Here is a 24,610-nt window from a genome sequence, read left to right on the forward strand (position 1 = left end):
ATCTTCCAATTTTTATAAATCAGTAAATATTTAATACCCTAGATGAGAAATAGTATTATCATTTTTATGATTACTCTAACCACGCTTTTGACGAGTTGTGGTAAATCCGGTGATATAAAAATAGAGCAAGAAAACCATAAAAAGATGCAGCTTGACCCTATTGAGGCCAAAGTAGATTCTTTATTATCAATTATGACACTTGAGGAAAAGATAGGCCAGATGAACCAGTATAATGGTTTTTGGGACCTAACCGGTCCTGAACCTGAAGAAGGTGTTGCTGCCAAAAAATATGAACATCTTCGTAAAGGATGGGTGGGATCTATGCTTAATGTGAGAGGAGTTTATAATGTAAGGGCAGTGCAAAAAATTGCAGTTGAGGAATCTCGATTGGGAATACCACTAATTATTGGTTTTGATGTTATTCATGGGTATAAAACCATAAGTCCTATTCCATTAGCCGAATCTGCAAGTTGGGATATGGAAGCCATACGAAAATCTGCAGAAGTAGCCGCTTTAGAAGCATCGGCAGCTGGGATTAATTGGACATTTGCTCCAATGGTAGATGTTTCAAGAGACGCTCGTTGGGGTCGTGTGATGGAAGGGGCAGGGGAAGATCCTTTTTTAGGAACAAAAATCGCCGAAGCCAGAATTAAAGGTTTTCAAGGAGAAGATTTAGCTGCTAACAATACAATTGCTGCATGTGCAAAACATTTTGCAGGATATGGTTTTTCAGAATCTGGTAGAGATTATAATACTGTTGATATAGGAACCTCAACATTGCATAATATTGTTTTTCCACCCTTTAAAAAAGCCTCAGAAATAGGGGTTAGAACTTTTATGAATTCATTTAATGAATTAAATGGTATTCCGGCCACGGGAAATAAAATGTTGCAAAGAGATATTTTAAAAGGTAGTTGGGATTTTGGCGGATTCATTGTTTCAGACTGGGGTTCTATTACAGAGATGATTGCACATGGATATGCTCGGGATGAAAAAAAAGCTGCAGAGTTAGCTGTGCATGCGGGATCAGATATGGATATGGAATCCTATGTATATGTAGAACATCTGGCTGCTTTAATTCGAGAAGGAAAAGTTAGTCAAGAACTTATAGATGATGCTGCAGGTCGAATTTTAAAGGTGAAATTTGAACTTGGTTTGTTTGATGATCCTTTTAAGTATTGTGATGAAAAGCGAGAGATTTCAATATTAAATAGCAAAGAAAATCATGATGCCGTTTTAGATATGGCTAAGAAATCTATTGTGCTTCTTAAAAATAAAGGAAACATTCTACCTCTAAAAAAAGAAGGCCAAAAAATAGCTTTAATTGGTGCTTTGGCCGCCGATAAAAATAGTCCATTAGGGAGTTGGAGAATAGCCGCAGATGATGATTCTGCAATTTCGGTTTTAGAAGGAATGCAAAAGTATAAGGGAAATGAACTTAAATATGCAATTGGGGCTGAGGTATCTTTAGGTGAAACATCTTTTATACACGAAACAAAGATAAATACAGATGATAAAACCAAATTTCAGGAGGCCATAGATCTGGCAAAACAATCAGATATAGTGGTTATGGTCCTGGGAGAAATTGGTTTTCAAAGTGGAGAAGCAAGAAGTCGTACAAAATTAGATTTACCAGGAGTGCAACAGGATCTCCTGGAAAAGGTGTATGAGGTAAATAAAAATATAGTGTTGGTACTAAACAATGGGCGTCCATTAACAGTATCATGGGCAGATAAGCATATCCCTGCAATTGTTGAGGGATGGCAGCTAGGATCGCAAAGTGGTAATGCGATAGCTCAGGTGCTATATGGAGATTATAACCCTAGCGGTAAGTTACCTATGTCATTTCCAAGAGATGTCGGGCAGGTGCCAATTTACTACAATTATAAAAATACAGGTAGACCAATAGAACCAGAACCAGACGTTGTTTTTTGGTCCCATTTCTCTGATCAAGAGAACACACCGTTATATGCTTTCGGGCATGGACTTAGTTATACAACATTTGCTTATGAGAATCTTACTACTAAAATCATTAATAAAAGTGCTGGAAATCCTGAAGTAATAGTTTCGATAGATATAAAGAATACTGGTAAAGTAAAAGGAAAGGAAGTGGTGCAATTATACATCAGAGATCTTTTTGCCAGTATTACACGTCCTGTAAAAGAACTAAAAGGCTTTGAGATTATTGAATTAAAGCCAGGAGAAATTCAAACAGTACAATTCTTTTTGAAAAAGGAAGAATTAGGATTTTATGATAATCAAGGGAAATTTTTGATAGAACCGGGGGAATTCGAAGTTTTTGTAGGTGGGAGTTCCGATCGCACAATACAATCAGGCTTTCAATTGGAATAGCAGCGAGGATATAATATTACATAACTTTTAAATAAATAACCTTAGTCGGGCTTAAAAATTTTAACATAAACTCAAAACAAAATGAAAACACAATGGTATAATACTATCAGTGTAATTTGTATACTGATACTAAGTTTTTTGCACAAGGATTTGCATGCTCAAATTGTTCCTATTGGAAACGGCAGCTACACAACTACCTTTCCTGGAGTAGATATTGCCGGCAGAAACGGATTTCCATCTGGAACTCCTTGGGTTTCTGGTGAAGCTGCTTCGAAACCAATACCTACCAATGATTGGTGGTCAGACATGATTAAAACTGATCATGGAGGGAAAGCATTTAATTACCCTTTGTCATTTAGGTCATTGGCAGAAGGGCTAAATATTAACTATACAATTCCCTTGGTTTCTAATGCAATAGAATATAGACAACCTATGAGCGATGTAAAATCAATTGTCATTGGAACCGAGAATCTAGGAGAACCCAACTCTACCGTATCTGATCATTCTGATTGGAGCGTAACTATGAATTGGGGAAACCAATTTTATAGTACTGTAAATATAGGTTCCCCCTTTGTATATTTTGAAAAAAGTAATACCGCAGGTGCAGCTAAGGTAGCTGTAAATTTCAATCAAGCTGGAGTTACTACTAATGGTAATAAACTAATTATTCAAAATAACATGAATAATTCAAATTACGTAGTGTTTGCTCCTTCTGGATCTACTTGGATAGGTAGTAACGGAGTCTATACGTCTACTTTGAATGGTAAGAATTATTGGTCGATGGTATTATTACCTTTTGGTGTAGATGTAAATACTGCTATTTCAGATTATGAAAAATATGCGTTTGTTTTTCCTGATAATACAAGGGTAGATTGGGATTATAACGAGACGAACGGTCAGGTGAGAACTACATTTACAATTACGACGGATGTGAAAGAAGGGAGTCATAATCAAATTTTACAAGGTTTACTACCTCACCAGTGGGATAGATTGTCTTCGGGTTCACCAAGTCCAAATGGATATGAATATCATTCAGTAAGAGGAACTATTAAGACTCTTGAGGGGAATACTTTTACGGTTCAAAATACCTTTAGTGGAATCTTACCAACATTACCTGATTTAGGAAAATATACCAGTGGTTTTGATTTGGGAGCTTTGGCAAGTACCGTTGATCAAATTAAAAATGATGGATTAGCTGAATGGACAGACTCCTATAATCAGGGGCAAGATATGAACAGATTGGTGCAAGCTGCTAGAATAGCAAATCAAATTGGTGATATAGAAGCTAGGGATCAATTAATTAATACTGTTAGAGTAAGATTAGAAGACTGGCTATCTGCAGAAAATGGTGAAGTATCATTTTTATTCTATTATAACTCAGATTGGGATGCTTTAATTGGATATCCGGCAGGACATAGACAAGATACCAATTTAAATGATCATCATTTTCACTGGGGATATTTTATTCATGCTGCATCTGCAATCGAACAGTTTAATCCGGGTTGGGCGGCTCAATGGGGTGAAATGATTAATTTATTGGTTAGAGATGCTGCCAATCCATCCCGGACCGACTCCATGTTCCCGTTTTTAAGAAATTTTAGTCCATATGGAGGACATAGCTGGGCAAATGGTTTTTCTACAGAACCTTTTGGAAATGACCAAGAATCTACCTCAGAGTCTATGCAATTTAATTCGGCATTAATTCATTGGGGTACAATTACTAATAATAAAGAAATAAGAGATTTAGGTGTTTATTTATATACGACAGAATTATCTACAATTCAGGAATACTGGTTCGATGTTGAACAACGAAGTTTTCAGCCAGAATATCAATACGATATGGTGGCACGAGTATGGGCTGGAGGATATGATAATGGTACTTGGTGGACCAACGATGTAGCGGCTTCATACGGAATTCAATTATATCCTATTCATGCTGGGTCATTGTACTTGGGACATCGAAAAGATTATGTTGATAGAGTTTGGTTAGAAATGACTCAAAATACAGAAGTATTAAATAATGTTCCAAATGCGAATCTGTGGTATGATACGTATTGGAAATTTTTATCATTTGCTGATCCACAAAAAGCACTTGATTTGTATCGTGCATACCCTTCAAGAGATATAAAAGTGGGAATCTCAGATACACAAACATACCATTGGTTGCATACTATGGTTTCTCTCGGTCAATTAGCAAATGAAATAACGGCCGATTACCCAATAGCAGCTGCGTTTAGAAGTAATGAAACCACAACTTATGTTGCTCATAATTACGGAAATTCTCCGATTACAGTTCGTTTTTCAGATGGATACAGCCTAAACGTTCCTAGTAATAGTATGGCTACGAGTAGAGATATAGAGGTACAGGTAATCTTGCAGACAAATACTCTTGAAATACCCTCTGGAGGTAATGTTGATCTTACTGCTACGGTTACAGGGGCTGGGGTTACGAAAGTAGAATTTTATGCAAACGAAACGTTATTGGGAACAGATACCACTGCTCCTTACACTATCAATAGTGGAGCATTGCCCGCAGGTTTTCCTAAAGTTTATGCCAAGGCTTTTGTAGGAAATAATTTTAACTTATCTAATTCTATCGGAATTCAAGTTGGGAGTCAACTTGCGTATCAGGGAACACTGATGACTATTCCTGGGACAATTGAATCAGGACATTTCGATGTTTTTGAAGGAGGAAATGGACAAGGTATTACCTATAGCGATAATACAGCCTACAATGAAGGAAATTTTAGACAGGATGAAGGGGTAGATGCAAATACAGACGATAATGAAGGAGCTACTGTTGGATGGATAGACCCTGGAGAGTGGTTAGAATATACAGTTAATGTAAATAACCCAGGGCTTTACAAAATAACGATGAGATATGCGTCGGGTAATACCAATGGAGGAGGACCATTCTGGTTTGAACAGGAAGGGTCAAAAATTAGTGACGATATTACTGTTCCATTTACAGGAACAGATTGGAATGTTTGGCAAGATGTTGTAACCGAAGATGTGAATCTTGTAGCAGGGGAGCAAGTAATTAGGGTACGTGTTGGAGAAGGTGGATTTAATTTGGGTAGAATGACTTTTGAATATACTGGTCCTTCAGATGATCGGGTATTATCTAGTATACAAATTACTCCAGAAAACAGTATAATAAATATTGGTCAAAGCCAACAATTCAGCGCTCAGGGTTACGATCAATTTGGTGATCTCTTTGCTTCAAGTTTTAACTGGTCTTCTTCTGGAGGAACAATTGATCAGAATGGATTGTTTTCTTCTTCAGATAGTGGTGTTTATACAATTATTGCAGCAAGCGGAGGTATTTCTGCAAATGTTCAAGTAACAGTAAATAGCTTAGCTACTGGTATTGTGATACCAGGTGTGATTGAAGCAGAAAATTATAAAGATGGAGGTGAAGGTATTGGTTATTCTGATGTTGATGCGGGGAATACTGGTGGTGCTTATAGGAATGATAATGTGGATATAGAAGTTACTGGTGATAGTGCTGGAGGTCACAATGTAGGATGGATTGAAGCTGGGGAATGGTTAGCGTATAATATCGATGCTACAGCTGGATCTCAGAGATATAATATAGATTTTAGAGTTGCTTCTCCTTCTGGCGGAGGTAGTTTTCATTTAGAATTAGATGGTGTTTCTATAACAGATATAATTACTGTTCCTATTACTGGAAATTGGCAGTCTTATACTACGGTAACGGTAAATGACATTTCAATTAGCAGTGGTATTCGTGAATTACGATTGGTTTTCGATAGTAATGGGTTTAATATTAATTATGTAGAATTTAAAGAAAAGGTTACTGGAAATAATGAATGTTCAGGGATATCTTCAAATGAACAATATAGGTTTACGATATCTTCAGATTCGCAAAACCCATCAATTACTTTCATTCCTGAAATTTCTGGCGTAGGGGATAATATATGTATACTATATTACGGAACATCACCTTCTGGTAGTTACCCAGGTTATATAGTGACTCCAGGGCAACCCTATCAAATCAATGCAATTCTAGGACAGACGATATACTTCTATTATACGTATAGTCTACCAACTGGTGGCGAGAACAATACGTTCAATATGCGAAATGAATTTACAGTTGGCAATTGTAACAGTGTGAAACAATTAAATAATATAGATCAAGAAGAGAAATTATCTCAAATTAGTGTTTACCCTAATCCTGCTCACAAAACTATAACATTATCTAATTTAAATAACATACAAGATGTTAAGGTTTTTGATGTAACCGGAAAACTCTTTATTCATAAAATATTGAAAACAAATACTTCTAATTTAAGTATAAATGTTGATGAACTTCCAAAAGGAATGTATTTACTGTCTGTTTTTGGGGATAAAAAGAGGGAAGTTTATAAAATTCTAAAAATGTAGTTTATTAGGTATTGATATAAAGGTCTTCAAATACGAAGACCTTTTTTTATGCCATTAAATAATCATATAAAAATTGTCTTTTTGCAAACAGCACTATATAATCTTGTAGTATAAGAATATTAATGATTGAATAAGAAAGCGCTGTTCCCATGTCGGATATTTCCTTGTATTTGTCGGTTTTGTAATAGTAGAATATTGTATGTAAATATAATTTTATCACTAGTATAACAAACCAACAATACTTCATACACATGAGACAATTATCTAGGATGGTCATTTCAATTTTTACAGCAATATATATATGTAGTTGTGCAAGTTATACCCCTAAAAGTAATGACTTAACAAAAGTATTGCTTGAGACTAAACAAACGATCATAAATCTTAAAGATAAAGTAGCAGCATCGGCAAATGATGATTTGATAGATGCCTATAATCAATTAGATAGTAAATATGAGGGATTAGCACCTTTGCTAGAAAAATGCAATGAAAAATATGCACTTTCTCCCGAATACATATCCACATTACAGGAGACCAAGAAAACTTTGGATGGTTTGGATAAAAATTTTGATCAAATAGATGATAAAAAGTTCATCCTCAACGCGATTTATCAGGATTTCGATGCTAAAATGCAGACGATAAACAATACCGCCAAGAATGATGCAACAACGAAGATTAGAGTGGTAGTGAACTCTGGAAAAGAGGAAGGTTTTTTCGTCTTCGGAAAATTATCATTCGAAAAAGAGCAAGAAATTAAACGGTTTCGATTTAACCAGCCTACTCAAAATGCGACTCAGGATTTTGTGCCTGGATATTACCTGTTTTGGTTAGAAAAAGATGATCGTGTGGGAACACCAGAGCTTCATTTAATTATGAGTAATAGTGGTGAGGAAGAAAAAATGTTGGTATTAGAAACCCCAAAAGAATAGTTTTATGCTGGTTTCAAAATTAAAAGAGGTTTGGAAAGAAATTACACTCCTGAGCACTTGGATAGCATCGGTTACAGGAGCTTTTATCATACCACTTCCTTCTTGGTATGCTTCTGACGAAAACACATCTTTTTTTGTCAAGTTTGGGGTTTTTATAGCCACAGTATTGGCAGGGTTTCTTATTTTGTATTCACTTAAAAATAAAATCATCAGGACATGGATGCGTTTGTCTGTAGAATTCATAGTTCTTTTCATTGGTGTTTATGCTACCTATCACTTTGCTCGTGAGGCAAAAACACTACCATATCTTGAGAAAGATATAGTTATTGGTGATGAGTTTGTAGAGAACAACCCTTTTGAGGCTTTTAAAACTTCTCATGGTTTTTTACCTTCAAGAAACGAGCAGATGATGATTGTCTTAGGAGATCCAGAAAAAGCATGGACCAAAGAAAGTATCACCTCAAATAGAATGCAACTTATTATTCTTCTTTTTTTATGTTATTTGTTTTCGGCAGGTTTTATTATCTCATTCTGTAATTTGATTATTTTATATAAAGAAAAATATCAAAGTATTGAATGACATTTCTTATTCTTTAGGCAAACCCTTACTACTTTGTGAAAAAAAAGTATAGAAGTTTTGAACTTTTATTAAATAAAATAAATCTGGGTTGGCAGATACTCAAAAGAAGGCTACTCCTCAGGGATTTAACATTTCTTACAGGTTAGATTAAAAAAATGATAAGTAGTTTTATAGCTAATTAAAAAGCTTAAAACCACTAATTCCTGTAATTGTTCTTTTTTAATGATATTTTCCAGAGTTTCTTTTTATCTATCAGAAAAGGGGGTAACCAAACATAAATCGATCATTTGCTTAATCATTGGTTCTTTTCTGGCCTTATACTCTGTGCAATTATGGGCAAGTACTCAAAAAATAGATACATTACTTCAGAAACTAAGTGTACATCAAGATAATGATGCTTTAAAAGTGGATATGTTAAATAATATCGGTTTCGAATATTGGATTGTAGATGCTAATAAATCTATACAATATGGTTCACAAGCGCTTCAATTATCAGAACAACTCAACTATAAAGATGGAGAAGCAAAAGCTAACCGTGTGATAGGAGTGGCATATTGGGCGCAAGGAAATCTAAATATGGCCCTTCAGTATCTTAATATATCTTATAAAGTTTATGAAGACCTCGACGATAAAACTGGTGTAGCCAATACTAGACTTAATATTGGGATGGTATATGCAGATCTTAAGGAATATGAAAAAGCTAAATATCACTATGAGCGAGCGATAAATGAATTTACTGGCTTAGGATTAAAGGGTAGAATTGCGACTACATTTACTAAGATAGGGACAATGCTTATAGAACAGCATAAAGATGAAGATGCAGTACGATACTTAACAGATGCATTACAAATGCATACCGATAATAACTTTACCTATGGTATTGCAGAAGCTCACAATAAACTAGGGATGTTATATGCACATAAGAACGAGATAGAACAAGCATACTACCATATCAAAAAGTCTATGGAGTTGGGTCGTCAAGTAAGTGATACAGATGGATTGACAAATAATTTGATTCTTCATGGAAAGATTTTAAGATTGTCAGATCGTTTTGATGAGGCGGCTTCAGAGCTCAATAAAGGACTAAGGTTGGCGCAAGAGAATGGTTTGAAAAAGTATGAATTATTAGCGTATGAAGAATTAAAAGAATTAAAAAAACAACAAGGTAAGCCTGAGGAGGTGTATCAATACTATGATAAATATATAACACTTAGGGATTCTCTTTTCAATCTTGAAAAGTCAAAACAGGTAGCTTATTTAGAGTTCGAAAATGAGTTAGAAAAAAGGGATAAAGCTTTGCAATCTCTACAAGTGCAGGAAAAAAAAGATAGACTTATTCAATATCTTTTGTTATTAGGGACTATTACCATGGCTATTGCTGGAATCTTTATTTATGTAATATCAAGACAAAGGGTTCAAAAAAATAGACAACTCATTGAAAAAGATCAAGAGTTACTGGCATCTGCATACGAGTTAAGTCAGAAAAATTTAGAAAATGCACAGTTGAAAGAGCAAGAATTAAAGCAGCAACTAGATTTTCAGAATAAAGAACTTAGCGCATATACTCTTAATTTTATAAAGAAGAATGAAATTGTACAGCAGATTCAGAAAACAATACAAAGTATTAAAAAAGCTCCTTCTGTTGAAAAAAACAAACTCATCACCGACCTTAATAAAATTGTTCGAAAAAATGTTAGTATTGATAAAGATTGGGAGGATTTCAGCCGATTTTTTGAAGATGCACACCAAGGCTTTTATACAAAGCTCAAATCGCGACATCCTGATTTAAGTTCTAATGATTTGAAGATTTGTTCCTTAATACGATTAAACCTGAATGTTAAAGAAATGGCGGGTATTTTAGGCATATCACCAGATAGTGCTAGGACAGCAAGATATCGTCTACGTAAAAAAATGAAATTAGCTCCAGATCAAGAAATTTTATCCTATTTGATTCAATTGGAGCAAGAATAGGATCACTAACCTATACCTGAGAATTAATAAATATATTTTTGGGTTTAAAAAACTGATTATCAGTTTTTTAAAAATTCAATGTCTACATAATGTACCCCTCCTTTTGAAGGTTTAGAGAATTAAGTATACACTTTGTAGGTACTTCTTTTAATGCCTGAGCTTTCTCTTTTTATAGTTTTACAAACAGTTAATTTATATCGAAGAGCTATGATGAAGCCTAAAACAACATATGCCAAAAGTGGAGATATTAGTATAGCGTATCAGGTTTTTGGTACTGGACCGATAGATTTGGTATATATACCAGGGTGGGTGTCTAATATTGATTTAATGTGGTCGTGTCCAGAGCTTGTTAGTTTTTTTGAAGAACTAGGTAAATTTGCCAGGGTTATTCTTTTTGATAAAAGAGGTACCGGTCTGTCTGATAGGGTAGTAGATTTCGCAACACTAGAAGAAAGAATGGAAGATATTACTGTGGTAATGGATGCAGTAGCGTCAGAAAAAGCAGTGTTGTTTGGGCATTCTGAAGGGGGAAGTGTTTCTGCATTATTTAGCGCTACTTATCCTGATAGGGTAATCTCTTTAATTACCTTCGGTATTTTTGCAAAACGTAAATATTCAGAAGACTATCCTTGGGCGCCTACAGATCAAGAACGACAAGAGGTGTATGACATGATTGAAAATAACTGGGGAAGTGGAGAAATGAATTTAGAATCCTTAGCACCATCAAAAGCTAATGATACTATTTTTATGGATTGGTTGGCAAATTATTTTCGATCTGGAGCTAGTCCAAAATCGGCGGTGATATTGACCAAGATGAATACGCAGGTAGATATTATAGATATTTTAGGATCTATAAAAGTACCAACACTTTTACTACAGCGAACTGATGATATTGATGTAAAAATTGAAGAAGGACGATTTATAGCAGAGCGTATAAAGGGATCTAAGTTTGTTGAACTTGAAGGCAATGACCATTTGTTTTGGGTGGGTAATACTGAGGAGATACTCAAAGAAATGGAAACATTTATTCGTAATGTTGAACCACAGCCTATCTATGAAAAGAAATTATACACAGTAATGATTGGGAAGATCGTTAGTGTAAAAGAAAATAATGAAGATGATCGAGCTCAAATCTTAAAATATATAGCACAATACAATGGAAGTCTAGTAGAGTATTCCTCTATGGCTTTTACAGCGACTTTTGAAGGACCAAGCAGGGCGGTTAATTGCGCTACGAATATGGTAGAAGCTTTTCGAGAACAACAACAGATCACCTTATCTCTTGGGATAGATATCAAGGAGTGTTACGTTAAGAAGTGTATTTGTGAAGAAACAGAAGGTTTTGCTACCACTATCTTTGATGACACCTTACCTAATCAAATTATATTAACCCAAACTGTAAAAAACTTGTTAATCGGGGCCAGCGTAAACATCAAGACGTACAAAACAATATTTAATATCGAATCAGGACAATCCTTAGAACTTTTCACCATAGCACCAAAAACTTGTAGTATTAATTTGAGTCAAAAAAACAGTCAATATCATACGTGCCAAAATGATTCTTTTTTAGGAAAGGTTTTACAAAAGATAGAATGTCATATAGATAACGAACAGTTTGGAGTTGAAATGCTTTGCAAAGAAGTAGGAATAAGTGAGCGACAACTACAGCGAAAATTGAAATCGATAGCAAACAAATCTCCTAATAAACTGATAAGCTCTGTACGTTTACATCGCGCAAAAGAATTATTGCTTAGACAACAACATAGCATTGCCGAAATTGCATACCAGGCTGGTTTCGCAAATCCTTCGTATTTTTCAAAATGCTTCAAAAAAGAATTTGCGATTAGCCCTTCGGATCTTATAAAATAGTAATTGGTTTTTATGAACGATTTAATATTGTATACTGCTTTTTCAATTGGTAAATAGTAATAATGTTGTTCATATATTACCTTTACATTTTTAAAATACATGAGTTATGCTGGCATATAAAATGGAAATACTTTATAGTATTATTTTATTATCTGTAATGGTTATTGTTATTTTTTTAACCAAGAGGGCTATAGGGAAATTTGGTTTTATTAAAGCTATCGAGATCAATCGAAGAAAAGTCATTCTGAACCTTAGCTATTTGTTGATTTATATTATTAGTATTTCTATTCTTGCCATTATTTGGGGAGTTGATCATAAACAGTTTGCAGTATTTATTTCTTCTGTTTTAGCAGTATTAGGAGTTGGTTTTTTTGCACAATGGTCAATTTTATCAAGTCTCACGGCAAGCGTTATTTTATTTTTTAGTCACCCTGTTCGGATAGGTGATAGGATTAGGATTTTAGACAAAGATTTTGATTGGACCGGTGAACTAATCGATATCACAGGTTTTTACCTATTCCTAAAAACCGATGATGGTAAAAATGTAACTATCCCTAACTCTCTGGTGATGCAAAAAGGAATAGAAATTTTGGATAAGGTGCCAAGAGTTCAAAATGAGGAAATAGATCAGGGAGGTAATTAAACGTATCCTTTGGATCTCAATGTAGAGATCCCGTTTTCGTTAACTATGATTGATATTGCTAGCTTTGTTCAATGCTTTATGCAAAACTGAGTAATCTTAGTATTTGGTTTTATGGTTTCTTAACAGTCCTCGTTTTTATTTAACATTTCTTATGTTAAAGATTCTTAAGTAAGGTTAAAGCCCGTTAAATCGCTTGACAAAATTCCTATCTGCCATATATTGAAAGTGTATTGATTTTTGAATAACAGATTTCTTTAAAAAAACAATTTCTTTTCTATTACAAACCTGTAATCAGTTTTTAGCTGTTAATCGATACATCTATTTACTAATCTTTAAAAATCATAACAAATGAATTATTTGAAAATGAATGATGAAAAACTATTGCCTGTTGTTTTGGAACTGAACACATTATTGGCAGACTACCATATGTATTATCAAAAATTAAGAAATTTCCACTGGAATATTTTAGGAAAAAATTTTTTCGAATTACACGGAAAGTTTGAAGAATTATATAATGACGCTCGATCAAAAATAGACGAAATCGCAGAACGCGTACTAACCCTAAGATATCATCCAATATCTAGATACAGCGATTATATTCAAATTGCGTCGATAAAAGAAGTTTCACCATTAAAAACAGATGAAGAAATGGTGAGTGAACTAATCAACGATCATACAAAGTTGTTGGTGCAAATGAGGGTGATTATTTCTCATGCTCAAAATGCTGGTGATGAAGGAACATTAGATATGATGGGAAGTTACATCAGGGAGTTAGAAAAATTTAGTTGGATGTTATCGGCTTGGAACAAAGAAACTAGTGAACAATTAGACACCAGTATGATTAAGTCTCACTAATACTAACTAAAAAATATAAAATGAACGTAGAAATAAATTCCTCGGTAGGAGTTGTAACCCATAAATTACAAGATTGGGCTAATGTTTTTATAGATAATCTTCCAAACTTATTGGTAGCCATAATAGTGATGCTAGTTTCATATTTGGTTTCCAGATTTATCTACCGAGCGACCATCAAATTAACTATTAAAAAAATTAAACAAACATCTATAGCAAAACTTGTAGCCAGATCGGCAGCTGTCTTAGTGGTTTTAGCAGGACTATTACTTTCTTTATCAGCCCTTAATTTAGGTAAGGCCCTGACGAGTATTTTAGCTGGAGCAGGAGTTTCAGGATTAGTTGTGGGACTAGCGTTACAAGGAACTTTATCTAATACTATATCGGGAATTGTACTTTCATTTAGAAACAATATTCAAGTTGGGAATTGGATAGAAACTAATGGGTATGCCGGTGAAGTAATGGATATTAACTTAAATTATTTTGTGCTAAAAGAAGCAGATAATAATATTGTTGTTATTCCCAATAAGCAAATTATAGAAAATCCTTTTAAAAACTATTCACTCACTATAAAGATGAGAGTTTCAATACAGTGTGGTGTTGGATACGAATCTGATTTGGAGAAGGTTGAAAAGTTAACGAAAGATACTATTTCAGAGTTTTTTGATCAAGAGTCAATTGATAAACAGATAGAATTCTATTATACAGGATTTGAGGACAGTTCTATCAATTACCTCTGTAGATTTTGGATAGAAGGAACCAGTGGACTTGACAGGTTAAAGGCAAAAAGTAAGGCGCTTGTAGAGCTGAAGAAAGCCTATGAAGTTGAAGGAATTAATATTCCATTTCCAATTCGAACACTTCATTTTAGCCTACAACATTCTATAAAAAACTTGAATAAGCTAGAAGCTTTTGTGACAAATTAATACATATAGTTTTATAGAACATAAAATCACTAACAAGTTCAGATTATAGATCAATCTGAAATTAAAATCAAATTAGAAACATACACATGGAATTATATTATAGGCACCTTAAAATAGTTGTGAAAAGTGCATTAAAATTTGTACGAGAATTATTGTTGGGTAAACGAGAGGTGATACATAAGTAATCTAGAAACGCGAAATGAATAATTTTAAAAAGAGAATATTCGAATCTGTAGGAATAATGGTCATAGCTTCAATGCTCTTATATGCAGTTACTGTAATTTTATTCCTCATAATTTAGTATAAAAACATGAATAACAATAACAATTATGTAAAAAGACCAGGCTTACTACAAAAATATTTTGGTAGTAAGAGCTTTTTACGAAGGAAAAGAAAAAGAACGTTGAATGATCAACCGCTTCAGAATAAAAAATAGACCTACGATGATATCTTCGGAATTTGACCGATTTTTAATCTTTACCATTTGGTAGTCAAAATATATAAATCATTATGCCTGTTTAGGTATAATGATTTTTTTATGTTATCCAACTAAAGTATTTGGAGGTAATATTGTCTTTTTCTGTATGTAAGTAATCTACAAAAGCTTGAGCAACTGGTGATAATTTTTTTCTTTTTAACCATACCAAATTCCATTGTGTTTTTATAGGTAATCCTTTGAATGGAATAATGGTGATATCACCATAATTGAGTGCATTTTTTATACCAATCATTGGCATAATCGAGTATCCTAATCCTGCAATTACAGCCTGCTTTAAGGCTTCATTCGAGGTGAGTTCTATTTTTTTCTTTACAGGAAGATTTTTACCTTCTATGAATGCTTCCATAGCGTTACGAGTAGCAGATCCATGTTCTCTATACAACAGTGGTTGCTCTGTAAAAATTAACTCTTTCTTTCCTTCACGATTTTTTTCTCTTTCTGTTCCTCCTACCAAATACAAGCTGTTTGTTAAAAGAGGTAACTTTTCTAAGTTTAAATGTTCTGGAAGTACAGATACCAAAGCAAAATCGACACGATTCTCTTCCAGATCTTCTACTACTTTTAACTTGTTGGTAACATCCATTTTGAAATCTATACTAGGATGTGCATTTACAAATTCTGATAAATAGTAAGGCATCACATATTTACCTGTAGATACCACAGAAATAGATAGTTTACCGGCTAATTTTCCTTGATATTGGTTCACCTTGTGCTCAATGGCTGATACTTCATCCAAAATTTTATGGGCGGCTTCAGCTATCTCGTTTCCGAACGGGGTCACATATAGTTTTCTTCCCACAATCTCGGTTAAAGGAAGAGGGAACTGATCCTGAAATTTTTTCAGCTGAATCGATACTGCTGGCTGGGTAAGAAATAATGATTCTGAAGCCTTGGTAATACTGCCCTTGTCAACGATCTCTAAGAATATTTGTAATTGATGTAATGTATAATTCATAAATAATACTTATGCTATTCATTACAAATATAAATAAAAATATATGGATTGTACTATTTAATTTTGCCTTCAGGAAATATCAATATTTTAAAAATAGTCAGTATGGAAACCGATATTAAGTTACCTCCCAAGATGATTCATATAAGAAATGGTGAATCTAGGCTTATACTTGAAATTGATAAAGTTAAAATTTTAAACAGTATTCAAGTTGTAGGCTTAATAACGTTCTTGTTTGCCTTTACAGGAGCTTTAATTGTAAGCTTTTATTACGAGAGCCCATTGTTTTCTGAACTAATAAAGGCAGGATTTGTAATGAGTCTTGTGGCTTTTATAGTCTTCAATCAAAGAGTGAAAAATAAATTAAATTCTAAATAAATATTATGATAACGAAAGAAGTTTTACACAAGTTGCAATTGGTAGATGGAGTATTTACCCCTTCAGAAGCTACAGATGTGATCAATAGTTTAATTCGAGAAAAAATCAATTTTCACAAATTACACAGGTTATCTATGTGTGAAGGAAATGAACATAGTAATACCGAATATGATGATAATCGAGTATCTCAACTATTAAAAGAAAAAGAAAACTGTAAAACCATTTATAAAGAGGCTCTATTACATGGCAAGAGGGTAAGAATTAGTGGGATTCTGGAAATAGAAATTATAGATTAAAACCACAAGGATTTAGTTCAATGAATATACACCTACTGGTCGATAATTTAACAAACCCGGCCCTGTTGTTTTTCGTTTTAGGAATCATTGCATCACAAGTAAAAAGTGATCTTAAGATCCCACAAAATTCCTCTAAATTTATTTCATTATATCTCTTGCTCGCTATTGGTTTTAAAGGTGGGCAAGAGTTAGCTCACAGCGAATATAGTATCGAAATCACCTATGCTATAGTAGCTGGTATTGTAATGGCGCTTCTTGTACCAGTATACACCTTTTTTATTTTACGATTAAAGTTTACAGCAGATAATGCTGGTGCCATTGCCGCGGCGTATGGATCGGTTAGTGCTGTAACCTTTGTCACGGCAGTGAGTTTCTTAGAGATGGAAAAAATTGATTTTGGAGGTCATATGGTGGCTGTAATGGCCTTAATGGAGGCACCTTCTATAATTATTGGAGTATTACTGTTAAGACTATATTCAAATGGAAAAAAATCTGCAAAAGAACTTTTGGTACTAGTAAAACATGCCGTGACCAATGGTAGTGTACTATTAATATTGGGGAGTTTAGTAATTGGTTTTATAGCAAGTGATGCTCAAGCCGAAGGCATTAAACCATTTACAACCGATATTTTTAAAGGCTTTTTGGCTGTTTTTCTATTAGATATGGGAATAACAAGTGGTGAAAAGATTGGAGCATTACTTAAGAAAGGGTGGTTCGCATTTCTCTTCTCTATTGTTATACCTCTTATCAACGGTATATTAGTTGCTAAGATTTCAGGTATTTTTCTAACTAGTAATGGAGATCGTTTTTTGCTTGCCATTCTAGCAGCAAGTGCTTCTTATATAGCAGTTCCCGCAGCGATGCGTATTGCAGCGCCAAAAGCAAATCCAAGTTTGTATTTACCTATGGCACTAGCAATTACATTCCCATTTAATATCACTTTGGGAATGCCTTTATATATGTATGTTATACAAGGTTTCTAATAAGAAACTATAAATTTCGAACAAGATAAAATGAAAAGATTATTCAGAAAAAATACCCTGTGTTGTTTGGATCCTCTGTATCGAGATATAATAAACCACAGGAGTTTAAGCGAAAGGTTAGAATATTGTAAATCTCTACTTTTTAGGGCAAAGGTTGATAGTAAACATTCAGGTAATTTGTTTTCAAAAAGGAAGCAAAGACTTTTACTTAAAGTTACCAAAGCAGAAATTAATAGTATCCAGCGTCTTTTGTATAAGGCAAGCAAGTAAAAAAAGCACTTGTAGCTTTGCGTGGATATGGCGAATATGCAAGTGCTTAAATATTTGTTAAACAATTGATTGTTGCAACATATGTAGTTTGGTGTTTTGGTTCTAAAAATAAAAATTGTAAATTTGTTTAGCGTTATGTCAAAAAAGTTAAACAAAAATATAAAGATCATGAAGGAAATTTGCTCTGTGGCTATAGGAAACGATTATCTTGAAGATAGATATACTTTTTATAGCAATGGTATGATACAACATATGTATGATGAAAGTATTTTTAATTATGGTTTAATGGATTGGGTTCAACCTGGTGATATTGATAATTACGTTAAAAGAAGAATACTGAAAAAATGTGAGAATAAGCATAAAAAGTCAGTGCGGCAAATATTAGCTTTTAATTTAAGGATGAACTAGTTCTTAGGAGTAGTGTAGGATCATATGAACAAATCTGAATATAAAATTCACATTATTGGTGGAGGAATCAGCGGATTAATAGCAGCACAAGTGTTGGAAAATTCGGGATATCATCCGGTTATTATTGAAGCTACAGATAGAGTCGGAGGGCGTGTGAAAACCGATATTGTAGAAGATTGTGTTCTCGATCATGGCTTTCAAGTGTTACTAACAGCCTATCCTGCAGCAAAGCGATATTTAGATTATGATGCTTTAACGTTACAACATTTTTTACCAGGAGCGCAAATTTTCACCGATAAGGGTAGTACGTTACTAGGTGATCCGCTAAGGAGTATCAAATTATTATTGCCGACTCTTTTCTCTAATGTAGGAAGTATTGCAGATAAATGGAAGGTTCTTAGACTAAACAGGCTTCTTAAAAAAACAGAGATTTCTGAAATCTTTGAAGAAAAAGAAGAAACAACGCTTTCTTTTCTAAAAAAGTTTGGTTTTTCTGAAACCATGATTAACCATTTTTTTAAACCTTTTTTCGGAGGTATTTTTCTGGAAGCAAATCTTCAAACTTCTTCAAGAATGTTCAAATTCGTATACAAGATGTTTGGAGAAGGTAATGCTGCTATTCCTAAAAAGGGGATAGAACAAATTCCAATACAATTAAAAGCAAATTTAAAATTTACTTCATTCAAATATCATACAAGAGTAAAGTACATAGAAGAACAAAAAATTGTGTTAGAAAATGGAGAGGATATTAAAAGCCATTTTACTATCGTTGCCACAGATCCAAACGTGCTAATTCCTAATTTAAGAAATCAAGAAATTACCTGGAAAAGTTGCGACACCCTTTATTTTAAGACCAAAGGAGAATATAGAAATACTTCTCTGATAGGGCTAATAGCACAAGATAGTACTTTGATTAACAATATTTGTTCTGCAACCTCGCTAGAAGATGATGCTAAAACTTCAAAAAAGGTAGTATCAGTTACCGTTGTAAAAGATCATCAACTCGACCTTGAAGAATTAATACAACAAGTAAGTGCTGAGTTAGAAAGGTATTGTAATATTCAAGTAGATCATTTTATAAAACGATATGAAATTAGAAAGGCACTTCCCGATCTGTCTAATATTCAATATGAAATGCTACCATCAGAAACACAATTGTCTTCAAGTATATTTTTAGCTGGTGATCAACAACTCAATGCTTCTTTAAATGCTGCTATGATCTCGGGAGAACGAGCTGCTCTTGGGGTTATTAATACCTTAGAAAAAGGTTTGATCGTAGAAGAATTTACTTCAGAATTTAATTAGTATTTGGTTTAGGACCCAAATAGCGTTTTAAAATCCCACCTTTAATTCGATTCACATCGTATTCCATCACAAATGCATTGGGATCAATATGATTAATAAGTCTATTAATCTTACTAATTTCCATTCTATTAATTACAGTATGAATAACTTCGAAATCTTCGATTTTACCGCTGTTTCCAAAACCATTAACTCCTTTATAGATGGTCATACCAGCACCTATTTGATCTACAATCTGCTTCTTGATGATCTGACTATGTTTAGATACAATCATAACTCCTATAAAATCCTCAAAACCTTCTATAGTTAGATCAGTAATTTTTGCAGTGACCAAAAAGGTTAAAATCGAGTACATAGCCACTTCTTTTGAAGCGATAATTGCAGTAATAGAAAAAAGAACAAAATTAAAGAGCAAAATGACTCTTCCAATGCTAATACCAAATCTATTATTGATATATATCGCCAAAATTTCCGTTCCATCTAAGACAGCCCCGTTTTTTACAGTTATTCCGATACCTAACCCTAAGAATAACCCACCAAATATCGAGATGAGTAACTTATCATCAGTAATCGTTTCAAAAGTTTCAAATTCTATCATTATTGCCAATGTTATTATGGCTACAATCGACTTTAGAACCATAGTTTTTGATATGGAGAAAAATGCCAAAATCAAAAAAGGAATACTCAATACAATGAGTATCCATGAAATATTAATGTCAAAGTTAGAATTCAATAATATAGCAATACCAGTGACTCCTCCGTCAAGAAATCCGTTGGGTAATAAGAAAGCTTTTAAACCTATGCTGGCTAGTAAGATTCCTATAAAAATTTGTACGTACTCAGATAATAATGATTTAAACATAAGAGATAGTTTATTAAATAAAAAATAGGTTCAAGCTTTTATGTTTGAACCTATTTTTTTAGTAAACTAGTATTCAAACTAAAAATTGCTGTATGGCTTATCTAAAATATCAGATCGCGAAATTTCGACAAAATAATTTCCAGAATATACGGGACAGATTACGCAGTCATCAAAATAAAATTTGATTGTATTTTTATCGATTACAAAATTATCTTTATAAGCAAGAAAAGTGTCATATGTTAATTCACTGCACTGTTCAAAATTCTGGTCTGTTTGTATCTTTTCTTTTAAAGCTTTTCTAACCAATTCAAAAACCGCTCTTTCAGTTCCTTCTCGAAACAAAGTATTGAAGAATATGAAATCTCCTTTAGACGTATCAAAATTGAGTGTTTTAAATAAATAGGAATACTGGTTCTCATTCGCATAATGATTCGCTTTGTAAAGGAGGATACTTAGTACTTTGGAGTTATTGGTATATATCTTATAATTAATCAAGCGTTTTAATCGCTCAGTTTGGTCGTAACCAATTTGGCAAGAAAGCTTTTGTTTGTTAATAATATCTTTTACCGAAATAGAATAGTCTAAATATTGATTGGTAATAAAATCATTAAATTTTTTAAATGTTCTATTTTGTTTCACATCCAAAACAGGATATCGATAATCTATAATATAACTGTCTTCATTTTTATAGAAAGATTTTGTGGTAATCTTATTTTCCAGGATTTTTTCATCGACATTGATAAAATCATTTGAATACTCAGATTTGGAATTGGTTTCAGACAATTCTTTTTGTTGAATATCTAATAAATGATCTGCCAAGAGTGCTGATTTTTCCTTTTTACAAGACCCTAGTGTAAGGATTATAAGGAGAAATATAGATAGCAGATAGTTTAATTTATTTTTCATAGGTACATATTTTAAAGTTCAAATCAGAAACAGTAGATGTCTGAAATTATCTATTTATCTGCCGCAAAAATCCATATTCTTTGTCATATATTTTTATTTATATTTTATATTGATTGCATAAAAATAATTTATGTGATCATGAATGTTTTGTTAAACTTTAAGCACGTTCATTAATAATCTATAATGTTAATTATTTGATTAATGACCTTAAGTCCCATAACTAAAGGCTTTTCAATAGTAATACTTTTAATTTAGTCTGTATGTATTTGTTTTACAAAATGTTAAGAGGTTCTTAAAATACATAAATATAAATATTAATTATGTTTATTATAATTAATATAAATAATAATTAATGATTTTTGTTTGCTAAATTTATAATCAGAACAATAAAATTGATACAAAATATGAAGAGGATAGAGTGTTTTTTTGGGTTAGCAATAATTTTTTTGACATACACTAGTTGTGCTGTAATTCGTCCAGGAGAAGCTGGAGTGAAACAAACTCTTGGAAAGTTTTCTGACAAAGTATCAACTCAAGGAACGGTATTTTATAACCCATTTATAAGTAAGGTGATTAAGGAGTCTACCCAAACCAGTAATATCAAGTTAATTTTGAGTCTTCCTAGTAAAGAAGGGTTGAGTGTTAACTCTGAAATTTCAATTCTTTATCGATTAGAACAAAATAAAATTCCAAGTGTGTTAGAAAACCTTGGGCGTGATTATGAATCTATTATCACCAGCGTTTTTAGGTCAGCATCATCAGATGTGTGTGCCAAATTCTATGCTAAGGATATGCATTCAGGCATGCGCGCATCTATTGAAGAGGAGATAAAGGCAAAAATGAAAGAGAATTTAGAAAAACAAGCAGACGGTATTGAACTTATAGCAGTGTTAATGAAGAGTATTCAATTACCTAGAGGTTTAGCCAATTCTATAGAACGAAAGCTTCAGGCAGAACAGGATGCTATGCGTATGAAATTTGTTATCGAACAAGCCAAATTAGAGGCAGATAGAAAAATTATAAATGCGAAGGGAGAAAGAGACGCTCAAAAGATTTTGTCTGAAGGTTTAACTCAGGAAATTATCAAAATACGAAGTATTGAAGCATTTAATAAACTTTCTGAATCCCCAAATAGTAAAATTATTGTGACAGATGGAAAAACACCATTTCTAATAGAAACTGAAGATTAATTTAAACAGATAAACATAAAGCGATGATATTATTACAAAAGGCAATTGAGTTTGAAAAAAGAAGTATGTCTAACATGACGACAAGTGATAGGGTTTTGGCATCCAGAGAAGCGAAAAAAATCATACTTAAGATCAATGAAATCTATAAAAAAACTAAAGATCCCTATTTAATGGAAGTCATGAAATTGGTTACGGTAAAAAAACGAAAAATAGATAAACGATTAAAGGGACCATCTTTAGGAATGGTGTAGTGTACCATCCTAAAACATAGTAAAGTCTAAATGTGCTAACAGGTTTTAGCAACATTACATACCCCAACATATCGGACACAAAATTAAATTTAAAAAACCTATTTGGCTAGAATTAGCTTACACACTTTTTCAAATAGTAATAGTGTTTTATTAGTGGATTGTTTCAGAAAAAGATCATTTATGGGCAGTAAATGGTCTTTTTTGTTGCTAGGATTTTCATCAAACCACTTGATGAATAACCATGTATTATGAATAAGAAGAAATATGGCTATACTTTTTTAGAGTTTCAAGAGGCACAAATTGCAATGCCTTTTGATGAGTTGCAGCTAAATTAATTTGAGGAGCTTTTCCAACCTTTTCAGCTTCTAACCATCTTGAAATACACAAGCACCATTTGTCTCCTGGAGATAAACCAGGAAAATTCCAGTATGGGATTGGTGTAGATAGATCGTTTCCTTGTTCTTTGGTATATTCCAGAAATTCATCAGTTACTATGGCACAGACAATATGAGTACCGGTATCTGTTGCGTTAGTTCTACAGTATCCATCCCTAAAATATCCAGTTAGGGGTTCATAGCAACAAGACTGTAAAGGAGTTCCTAAAACATTAAGTTCTGTATTCATATTTTAATGAAATAAATTAAATAGAATCAACATGAGGATATCTAATGTCGTATTCCGTTTTTAATCGGGTAAGTTTTTGAAAGAACGAACGATTTTCTTTATGAGTGCGGTTATTTTTGAAGTGTACATATTTGCCTTGTGCATGAATGCTCACTCCATTGGTTTTATACATATAGAATTGATAGTATGGGATAATCCATGTAAAATTCCTTAACCCTTTATTGATACCAATTAAAATACCTCTTGGTCTAAGTTCTATGCTTCCGTAGTTAAGGTCGGAAACTACGTTTAAAAATTTGTTGAGGTTTGGACTAACATCATCGATGATCATTCTTTTGGAGCCTATTCCTTTCATTTTTATAGACTGAATGAAGGAGAAAGGCTTTCCCACCATATCATTCATGATTCGTCTATTTTCTTTACTACTATATGTGGTTTCTAGAATCATAAACTTCATTTTAAAAAGAATACCCTGTCAAGAATCATAGAAACAGGGTATTCTTCATCTTAAACCAACTACTACACCATCATATTACCTTTTTATCAAGTTGGCTTTTAACTATTATAACATTTTGTTCATCAATTTTTAGATTAAACGGGACTACCTTTTAATCTCTTTTCTATTTTTCTCTTTTTTTGAGTAAGTCGCTTCATAAGATCCATCAAGTCCGAGTCTTTGGTTTTTTTATAAATTTCATTAATACTCAATATCAACGATTTTGCCTCTCGAGAGGCAGCCACTCTATCACTTGTAGACATGTTTGACATTTTACGATTTTCAAATTCTAAAGCATTTTGTATCAATTCCATAGCGTAATAGTTTAATTCTAATAAAAATTCTTAAAGAAATTTTAAAAATATTGTTGTTTCAGAAAATATTGAAACCCGTTGAGGTTCTCTTTTAAATTTCTCTTGTATAAAGATACAAATTGTTTAATGAAAAAAATCAAATATTAAACAAATATTAACGCTTGTTGTCTAAAAAAATATTTGATACTTATAATTTTATAAATCATTTCAACCACCTTCACGTTTTTCTCAACGTGTCCAATATTATTTGGTGATAGTCGTTATGACCTGTATTATCCAATGTTAAGATCTGTGTTATCTTAAAATTAAATACTACGGATACATTTCTTCACGTCATTTTTTCTCCAAAATTC

General features: G+C 33.0%; 22 protein-coding genes. 16 read left to right on the forward strand and 6 right to left on the reverse strand.

Going from position 1 to position 24,610, the window contains the following annotated elements; all coding sequences use genetic code 11:
• Positions 1-42: 42 nt before the first annotated feature.
• The 9 genes from bglX to M0D21_RS06995 all read left to right on the forward strand — a co-directional run bounded on the left by bglX (position 43) and on the right by M0D21_RS06995 (position 14,526).
• Positions 43-2,352: a beta-glucosidase BglX gene (bglX, locus tag M0D21_RS06955; RefSeq protein WP_248327757.1), complete on the forward strand. Its 2,310-nt coding sequence runs from the start codon at positions 43-45 to the stop codon at positions 2,350-2,352.
• 81 nt (positions 2,353-2,433) lie between these two features.
• Positions 2,434-6,759 (forward strand): glycosyl hydrolase, encoded by a 4,326-nt coding sequence (locus tag M0D21_RS06960; protein ID WP_248327759.1) that lies wholly within the window; start codon positions 2,434-2,436, stop codon positions 6,757-6,759.
• A 251-nt stretch (positions 6,760-7,010) separates the two neighbouring features.
• On the forward strand, positions 7,011-7,685 hold the full coding sequence (locus M0D21_RS06965; RefSeq protein WP_248327761.1) for a hypothetical protein: 675 nt from the start codon (positions 7,011-7,013) through the stop codon (positions 7,683-7,685).
• 4 nt (positions 7,686-7,689) lie between these two features.
• Entirely contained in the window at positions 7,690-8,265 is a 576-nt protein-coding gene (locus tag M0D21_RS06970; RefSeq protein ID WP_248327763.1) for a hypothetical protein, read from the forward strand.
• A gap of 222 nt (positions 8,266-8,487) precedes the next feature.
• Positions 8,488-10,236 (forward strand): tetratricopeptide repeat protein, encoded by a 1,749-nt coding sequence (locus tag M0D21_RS06975; RefSeq protein ID WP_248327765.1) that lies wholly within the window; start codon positions 8,488-8,490, stop codon positions 10,234-10,236.
• Between the two features lie 207 nt (positions 10,237-10,443).
• The gene (locus M0D21_RS06980; RefSeq protein WP_248327767.1) at positions 10,444-12,105 is read left to right on the forward strand and encodes an alpha/beta fold hydrolase; all 1,662 of its coding nucleotides are present in this window, start codon (positions 10,444-10,446) and stop codon (positions 12,103-12,105) included.
• A 106-nt stretch (positions 12,106-12,211) separates the two neighbouring features.
• Positions 12,212-12,748 (forward strand): mechanosensitive ion channel domain-containing protein, encoded by a 537-nt coding sequence (locus tag M0D21_RS06985; protein WP_248327769.1) that lies wholly within the window; start codon positions 12,212-12,214, stop codon positions 12,746-12,748.
• Positions 12,749-13,096: 348 nt separating this feature from the next.
• Positions 13,097-13,603 (forward strand): Dps family protein, encoded by a 507-nt coding sequence (locus M0D21_RS06990; RefSeq protein WP_248327771.1) that lies wholly within the window; start codon positions 13,097-13,099, stop codon positions 13,601-13,603.
• Between the two features lie 20 nt (positions 13,604-13,623).
• Entirely contained in the window at positions 13,624-14,526 is a 903-nt protein-coding gene (locus M0D21_RS06995; protein ID WP_248327773.1) for a mechanosensitive ion channel family protein, read from the forward strand.
• A 536-nt stretch (positions 14,527-15,062) separates the two neighbouring features.
• Here M0D21_RS06995 and M0D21_RS07000 read toward each other — a convergent pair.
• Positions 15,063-15,980 carry a LysR family transcriptional regulator gene (locus M0D21_RS07000; RefSeq protein WP_248327776.1) on the reverse strand — a complete coding sequence of 306 codons (918 nt, stop codon included), beginning with the start codon at positions 15,978-15,980 and terminating at the stop codon, positions 15,063-15,065.
• Between the two features lie 102 nt (positions 15,981-16,082).
• Between M0D21_RS07000 and M0D21_RS07005 the strand changes: the two genes are divergently transcribed.
• The 5 genes from M0D21_RS07005 to M0D21_RS07025 all read left to right on the forward strand — a co-directional run bounded on the left by M0D21_RS07005 (position 16,083) and on the right by M0D21_RS07025 (position 19,617).
• A complete protein-coding gene (locus M0D21_RS07005; protein WP_248327778.1) occupies positions 16,083-16,355 on the forward strand; it encodes a hypothetical protein in 273 nt (90 codons plus the stop codon).
• A gap of 5 nt (positions 16,356-16,360) precedes the next feature.
• Positions 16,361-16,651, forward strand: coding sequence for a hypothetical protein (locus M0D21_RS07010; RefSeq protein ID WP_248327780.1), 291 nt, complete (start codon positions 16,361-16,363; stop codon positions 16,649-16,651).
• A gap of 20 nt (positions 16,652-16,671) precedes the next feature.
• Positions 16,672-17,634, forward strand: a complete 963-nt coding sequence (locus M0D21_RS07015; RefSeq protein ID WP_248327782.1) for a sodium-dependent bicarbonate transport family permease — start codon at positions 16,672-16,674, stop codon at positions 17,632-17,634.
• A gap of 438 nt (positions 17,635-18,072) precedes the next feature.
• Positions 18,073-18,312: a hypothetical protein gene (locus tag M0D21_RS07020; protein ID WP_248327784.1), complete on the forward strand. Its 240-nt coding sequence runs from the start codon at positions 18,073-18,075 to the stop codon at positions 18,310-18,312.
• 24 nt (positions 18,313-18,336) lie between these two features.
• Positions 18,337-19,617, forward strand: a complete 1,281-nt coding sequence (locus M0D21_RS07025) for an FAD-dependent oxidoreductase (protein ID WP_248327786.1) — start codon at positions 18,337-18,339, stop codon at positions 19,615-19,617.
• On the opposite strand, the gene M0D21_RS07030 is transcribed toward M0D21_RS07025, so the two are convergent.
• A complete protein-coding gene (locus M0D21_RS07030; protein WP_248327788.1) occupies positions 19,610-20,476 on the reverse strand; it encodes a YitT family protein in 867 nt (288 codons plus the stop codon). The two genes, M0D21_RS07025 and M0D21_RS07030, sit on opposite strands and share 8 nt — an antisense overlap.
• Positions 20,477-20,554: 78 nt before the next feature.
• Positions 20,555-21,382: an RsiV family protein gene (locus M0D21_RS07035; protein ID WP_248327790.1), complete on the reverse strand. Its 828-nt coding sequence runs from the start codon at positions 21,380-21,382 to the stop codon at positions 20,555-20,557.
• 404 nt (positions 21,383-21,786) lie between these two features.
• On the opposite strand from M0D21_RS07035, the gene M0D21_RS07040 reads away from it, so the two are divergent.
• Complete coding sequence (locus M0D21_RS07040) at positions 21,787-22,572, forward strand: prohibitin family protein (protein ID WP_248327792.1); 786 nt, start codon at positions 21,787-21,789, stop codon at positions 22,570-22,572.
• Positions 22,573-22,595: 23 nt separating this feature from the next.
• Positions 22,596-22,823 (forward strand): hypothetical protein, encoded by a 228-nt coding sequence (locus M0D21_RS07045; protein WP_248327794.1) that lies wholly within the window; start codon positions 22,596-22,598, stop codon positions 22,821-22,823.
• A gap of 246 nt (positions 22,824-23,069) precedes the next feature.
• On the opposite strand, the gene M0D21_RS07050 is transcribed toward M0D21_RS07045, so the two are convergent.
• The 3 genes from M0D21_RS07050 to M0D21_RS07060 form a co-directional block, all read right to left on the reverse strand.
• Entirely contained in the window at positions 23,070-23,447 is a 378-nt protein-coding gene (locus M0D21_RS07050) for a DUF2237 family protein (protein WP_248327796.1), read from the reverse strand.
• A 16-nt stretch (positions 23,448-23,463) separates the two neighbouring features.
• Positions 23,464-23,895 (reverse strand): hypothetical protein, encoded by a 432-nt coding sequence (locus M0D21_RS07055; protein ID WP_248327798.1) that lies wholly within the window; start codon positions 23,893-23,895, stop codon positions 23,464-23,466.
• Between the two features lie 143 nt (positions 23,896-24,038).
• A complete protein-coding gene (locus M0D21_RS07060) occupies positions 24,039-24,257 on the reverse strand; it encodes a hypothetical protein (protein WP_248327800.1) in 219 nt (72 codons plus the stop codon).
• Positions 24,258-24,610 lie beyond the last annotated feature (353 nt).

This window comes from Aquimarina acroporae, from assembly GCF_023195925.1.
In the GTDB taxonomy this organism is placed as follows: domain Bacteria; phylum Bacteroidota; class Bacteroidia; order Flavobacteriales; family Flavobacteriaceae; genus Aquimarina; species Aquimarina acroporae.

Bases quoted from the DNA above. Each gene is read 5' to 3' on its own strand.
- bglX (WP_248327757.1), top strand. From the start codon at position 43: ATGAGAAATAGTATTATCATTTTTATGATTACTCTAACCACGCTTTTG.
- M0D21_RS06960 (WP_248327759.1), top strand. From the start codon at position 2,434: ATGAAAACACAATGGTATAATACTATCAGTGTAATTTGTATACTGATA.
- M0D21_RS06965 (WP_248327761.1), top strand. From the start codon at position 7,011: ATGAGACAATTATCTAGGATGGTCATTTCAATTTTTACAGCAATATAT.
- M0D21_RS06970 (WP_248327763.1), top strand. From the start codon at position 7,690: ATGCTGGTTTCAAAATTAAAAGAGGTTTGGAAAGAAATTACACTCCTG.
- M0D21_RS06975 (WP_248327765.1), top strand. From the start codon at position 8,488: ATGATATTTTCCAGAGTTTCTTTTTATCTATCAGAAAAGGGGGTAACC.
- M0D21_RS06980 (WP_248327767.1), top strand. From the start codon at position 10,444: ATGATGAAGCCTAAAACAACATATGCCAAAAGTGGAGATATTAGTATA.
- M0D21_RS06985 (WP_248327769.1), top strand. From the start codon at position 12,212: ATGCTGGCATATAAAATGGAAATACTTTATAGTATTATTTTATTATCT.
- M0D21_RS06990 (WP_248327771.1), top strand. From the start codon at position 13,097: ATGAATTATTTGAAAATGAATGATGAAAAACTATTGCCTGTTGTTTTG.
- M0D21_RS06995 (WP_248327773.1), top strand. From the start codon at position 13,624: ATGAACGTAGAAATAAATTCCTCGGTAGGAGTTGTAACCCATAAATTA.
- M0D21_RS07000 (WP_248327776.1), bottom strand. From the start codon at position 15,980: ATGAATTATACATTACATCAATTACAAATATTCTTAGAGATCGTTGAC.
- M0D21_RS07005 (WP_248327778.1), top strand. From the start codon at position 16,083: ATGGAAACCGATATTAAGTTACCTCCCAAGATGATTCATATAAGAAAT.
- M0D21_RS07010 (WP_248327780.1), top strand. From the start codon at position 16,361: ATGATAACGAAAGAAGTTTTACACAAGTTGCAATTGGTAGATGGAGTA.
- M0D21_RS07015 (WP_248327782.1), top strand. From the start codon at position 16,672: ATGAATATACACCTACTGGTCGATAATTTAACAAACCCGGCCCTGTTG.
- M0D21_RS07020 (WP_248327784.1), top strand. From the start codon at position 18,073: ATGAAGGAAATTTGCTCTGTGGCTATAGGAAACGATTATCTTGAAGAT.
- M0D21_RS07025 (WP_248327786.1), top strand. From the start codon at position 18,337: ATGAACAAATCTGAATATAAAATTCACATTATTGGTGGAGGAATCAGC.
- M0D21_RS07030 (WP_248327788.1), bottom strand. From the start codon at position 20,476: ATGTTTAAATCATTATTATCTGAGTACGTACAAATTTTTATAGGAATC.
- M0D21_RS07035 (WP_248327790.1), bottom strand. From the start codon at position 21,382: ATGAAAAATAAATTAAACTATCTGCTATCTATATTTCTCCTTATAATC.
- M0D21_RS07040 (WP_248327792.1), top strand. From the start codon at position 21,787: ATGAAGAGGATAGAGTGTTTTTTTGGGTTAGCAATAATTTTTTTGACA.
- M0D21_RS07045 (WP_248327794.1), top strand. From the start codon at position 22,596: ATGATATTATTACAAAAGGCAATTGAGTTTGAAAAAAGAAGTATGTCT.
- M0D21_RS07050 (WP_248327796.1), bottom strand. From the start codon at position 23,447: ATGAATACAGAACTTAATGTTTTAGGAACTCCTTTACAGTCTTGTTGC.
- M0D21_RS07055 (WP_248327798.1), bottom strand. From the start codon at position 23,895: ATGATTCTAGAAACCACATATAGTAGTAAAGAAAATAGACGAATCATG.
- M0D21_RS07060 (WP_248327800.1), bottom strand. From the start codon at position 24,257: ATGGAATTGATACAAAATGCTTTAGAATTTGAAAATCGTAAAATGTCA.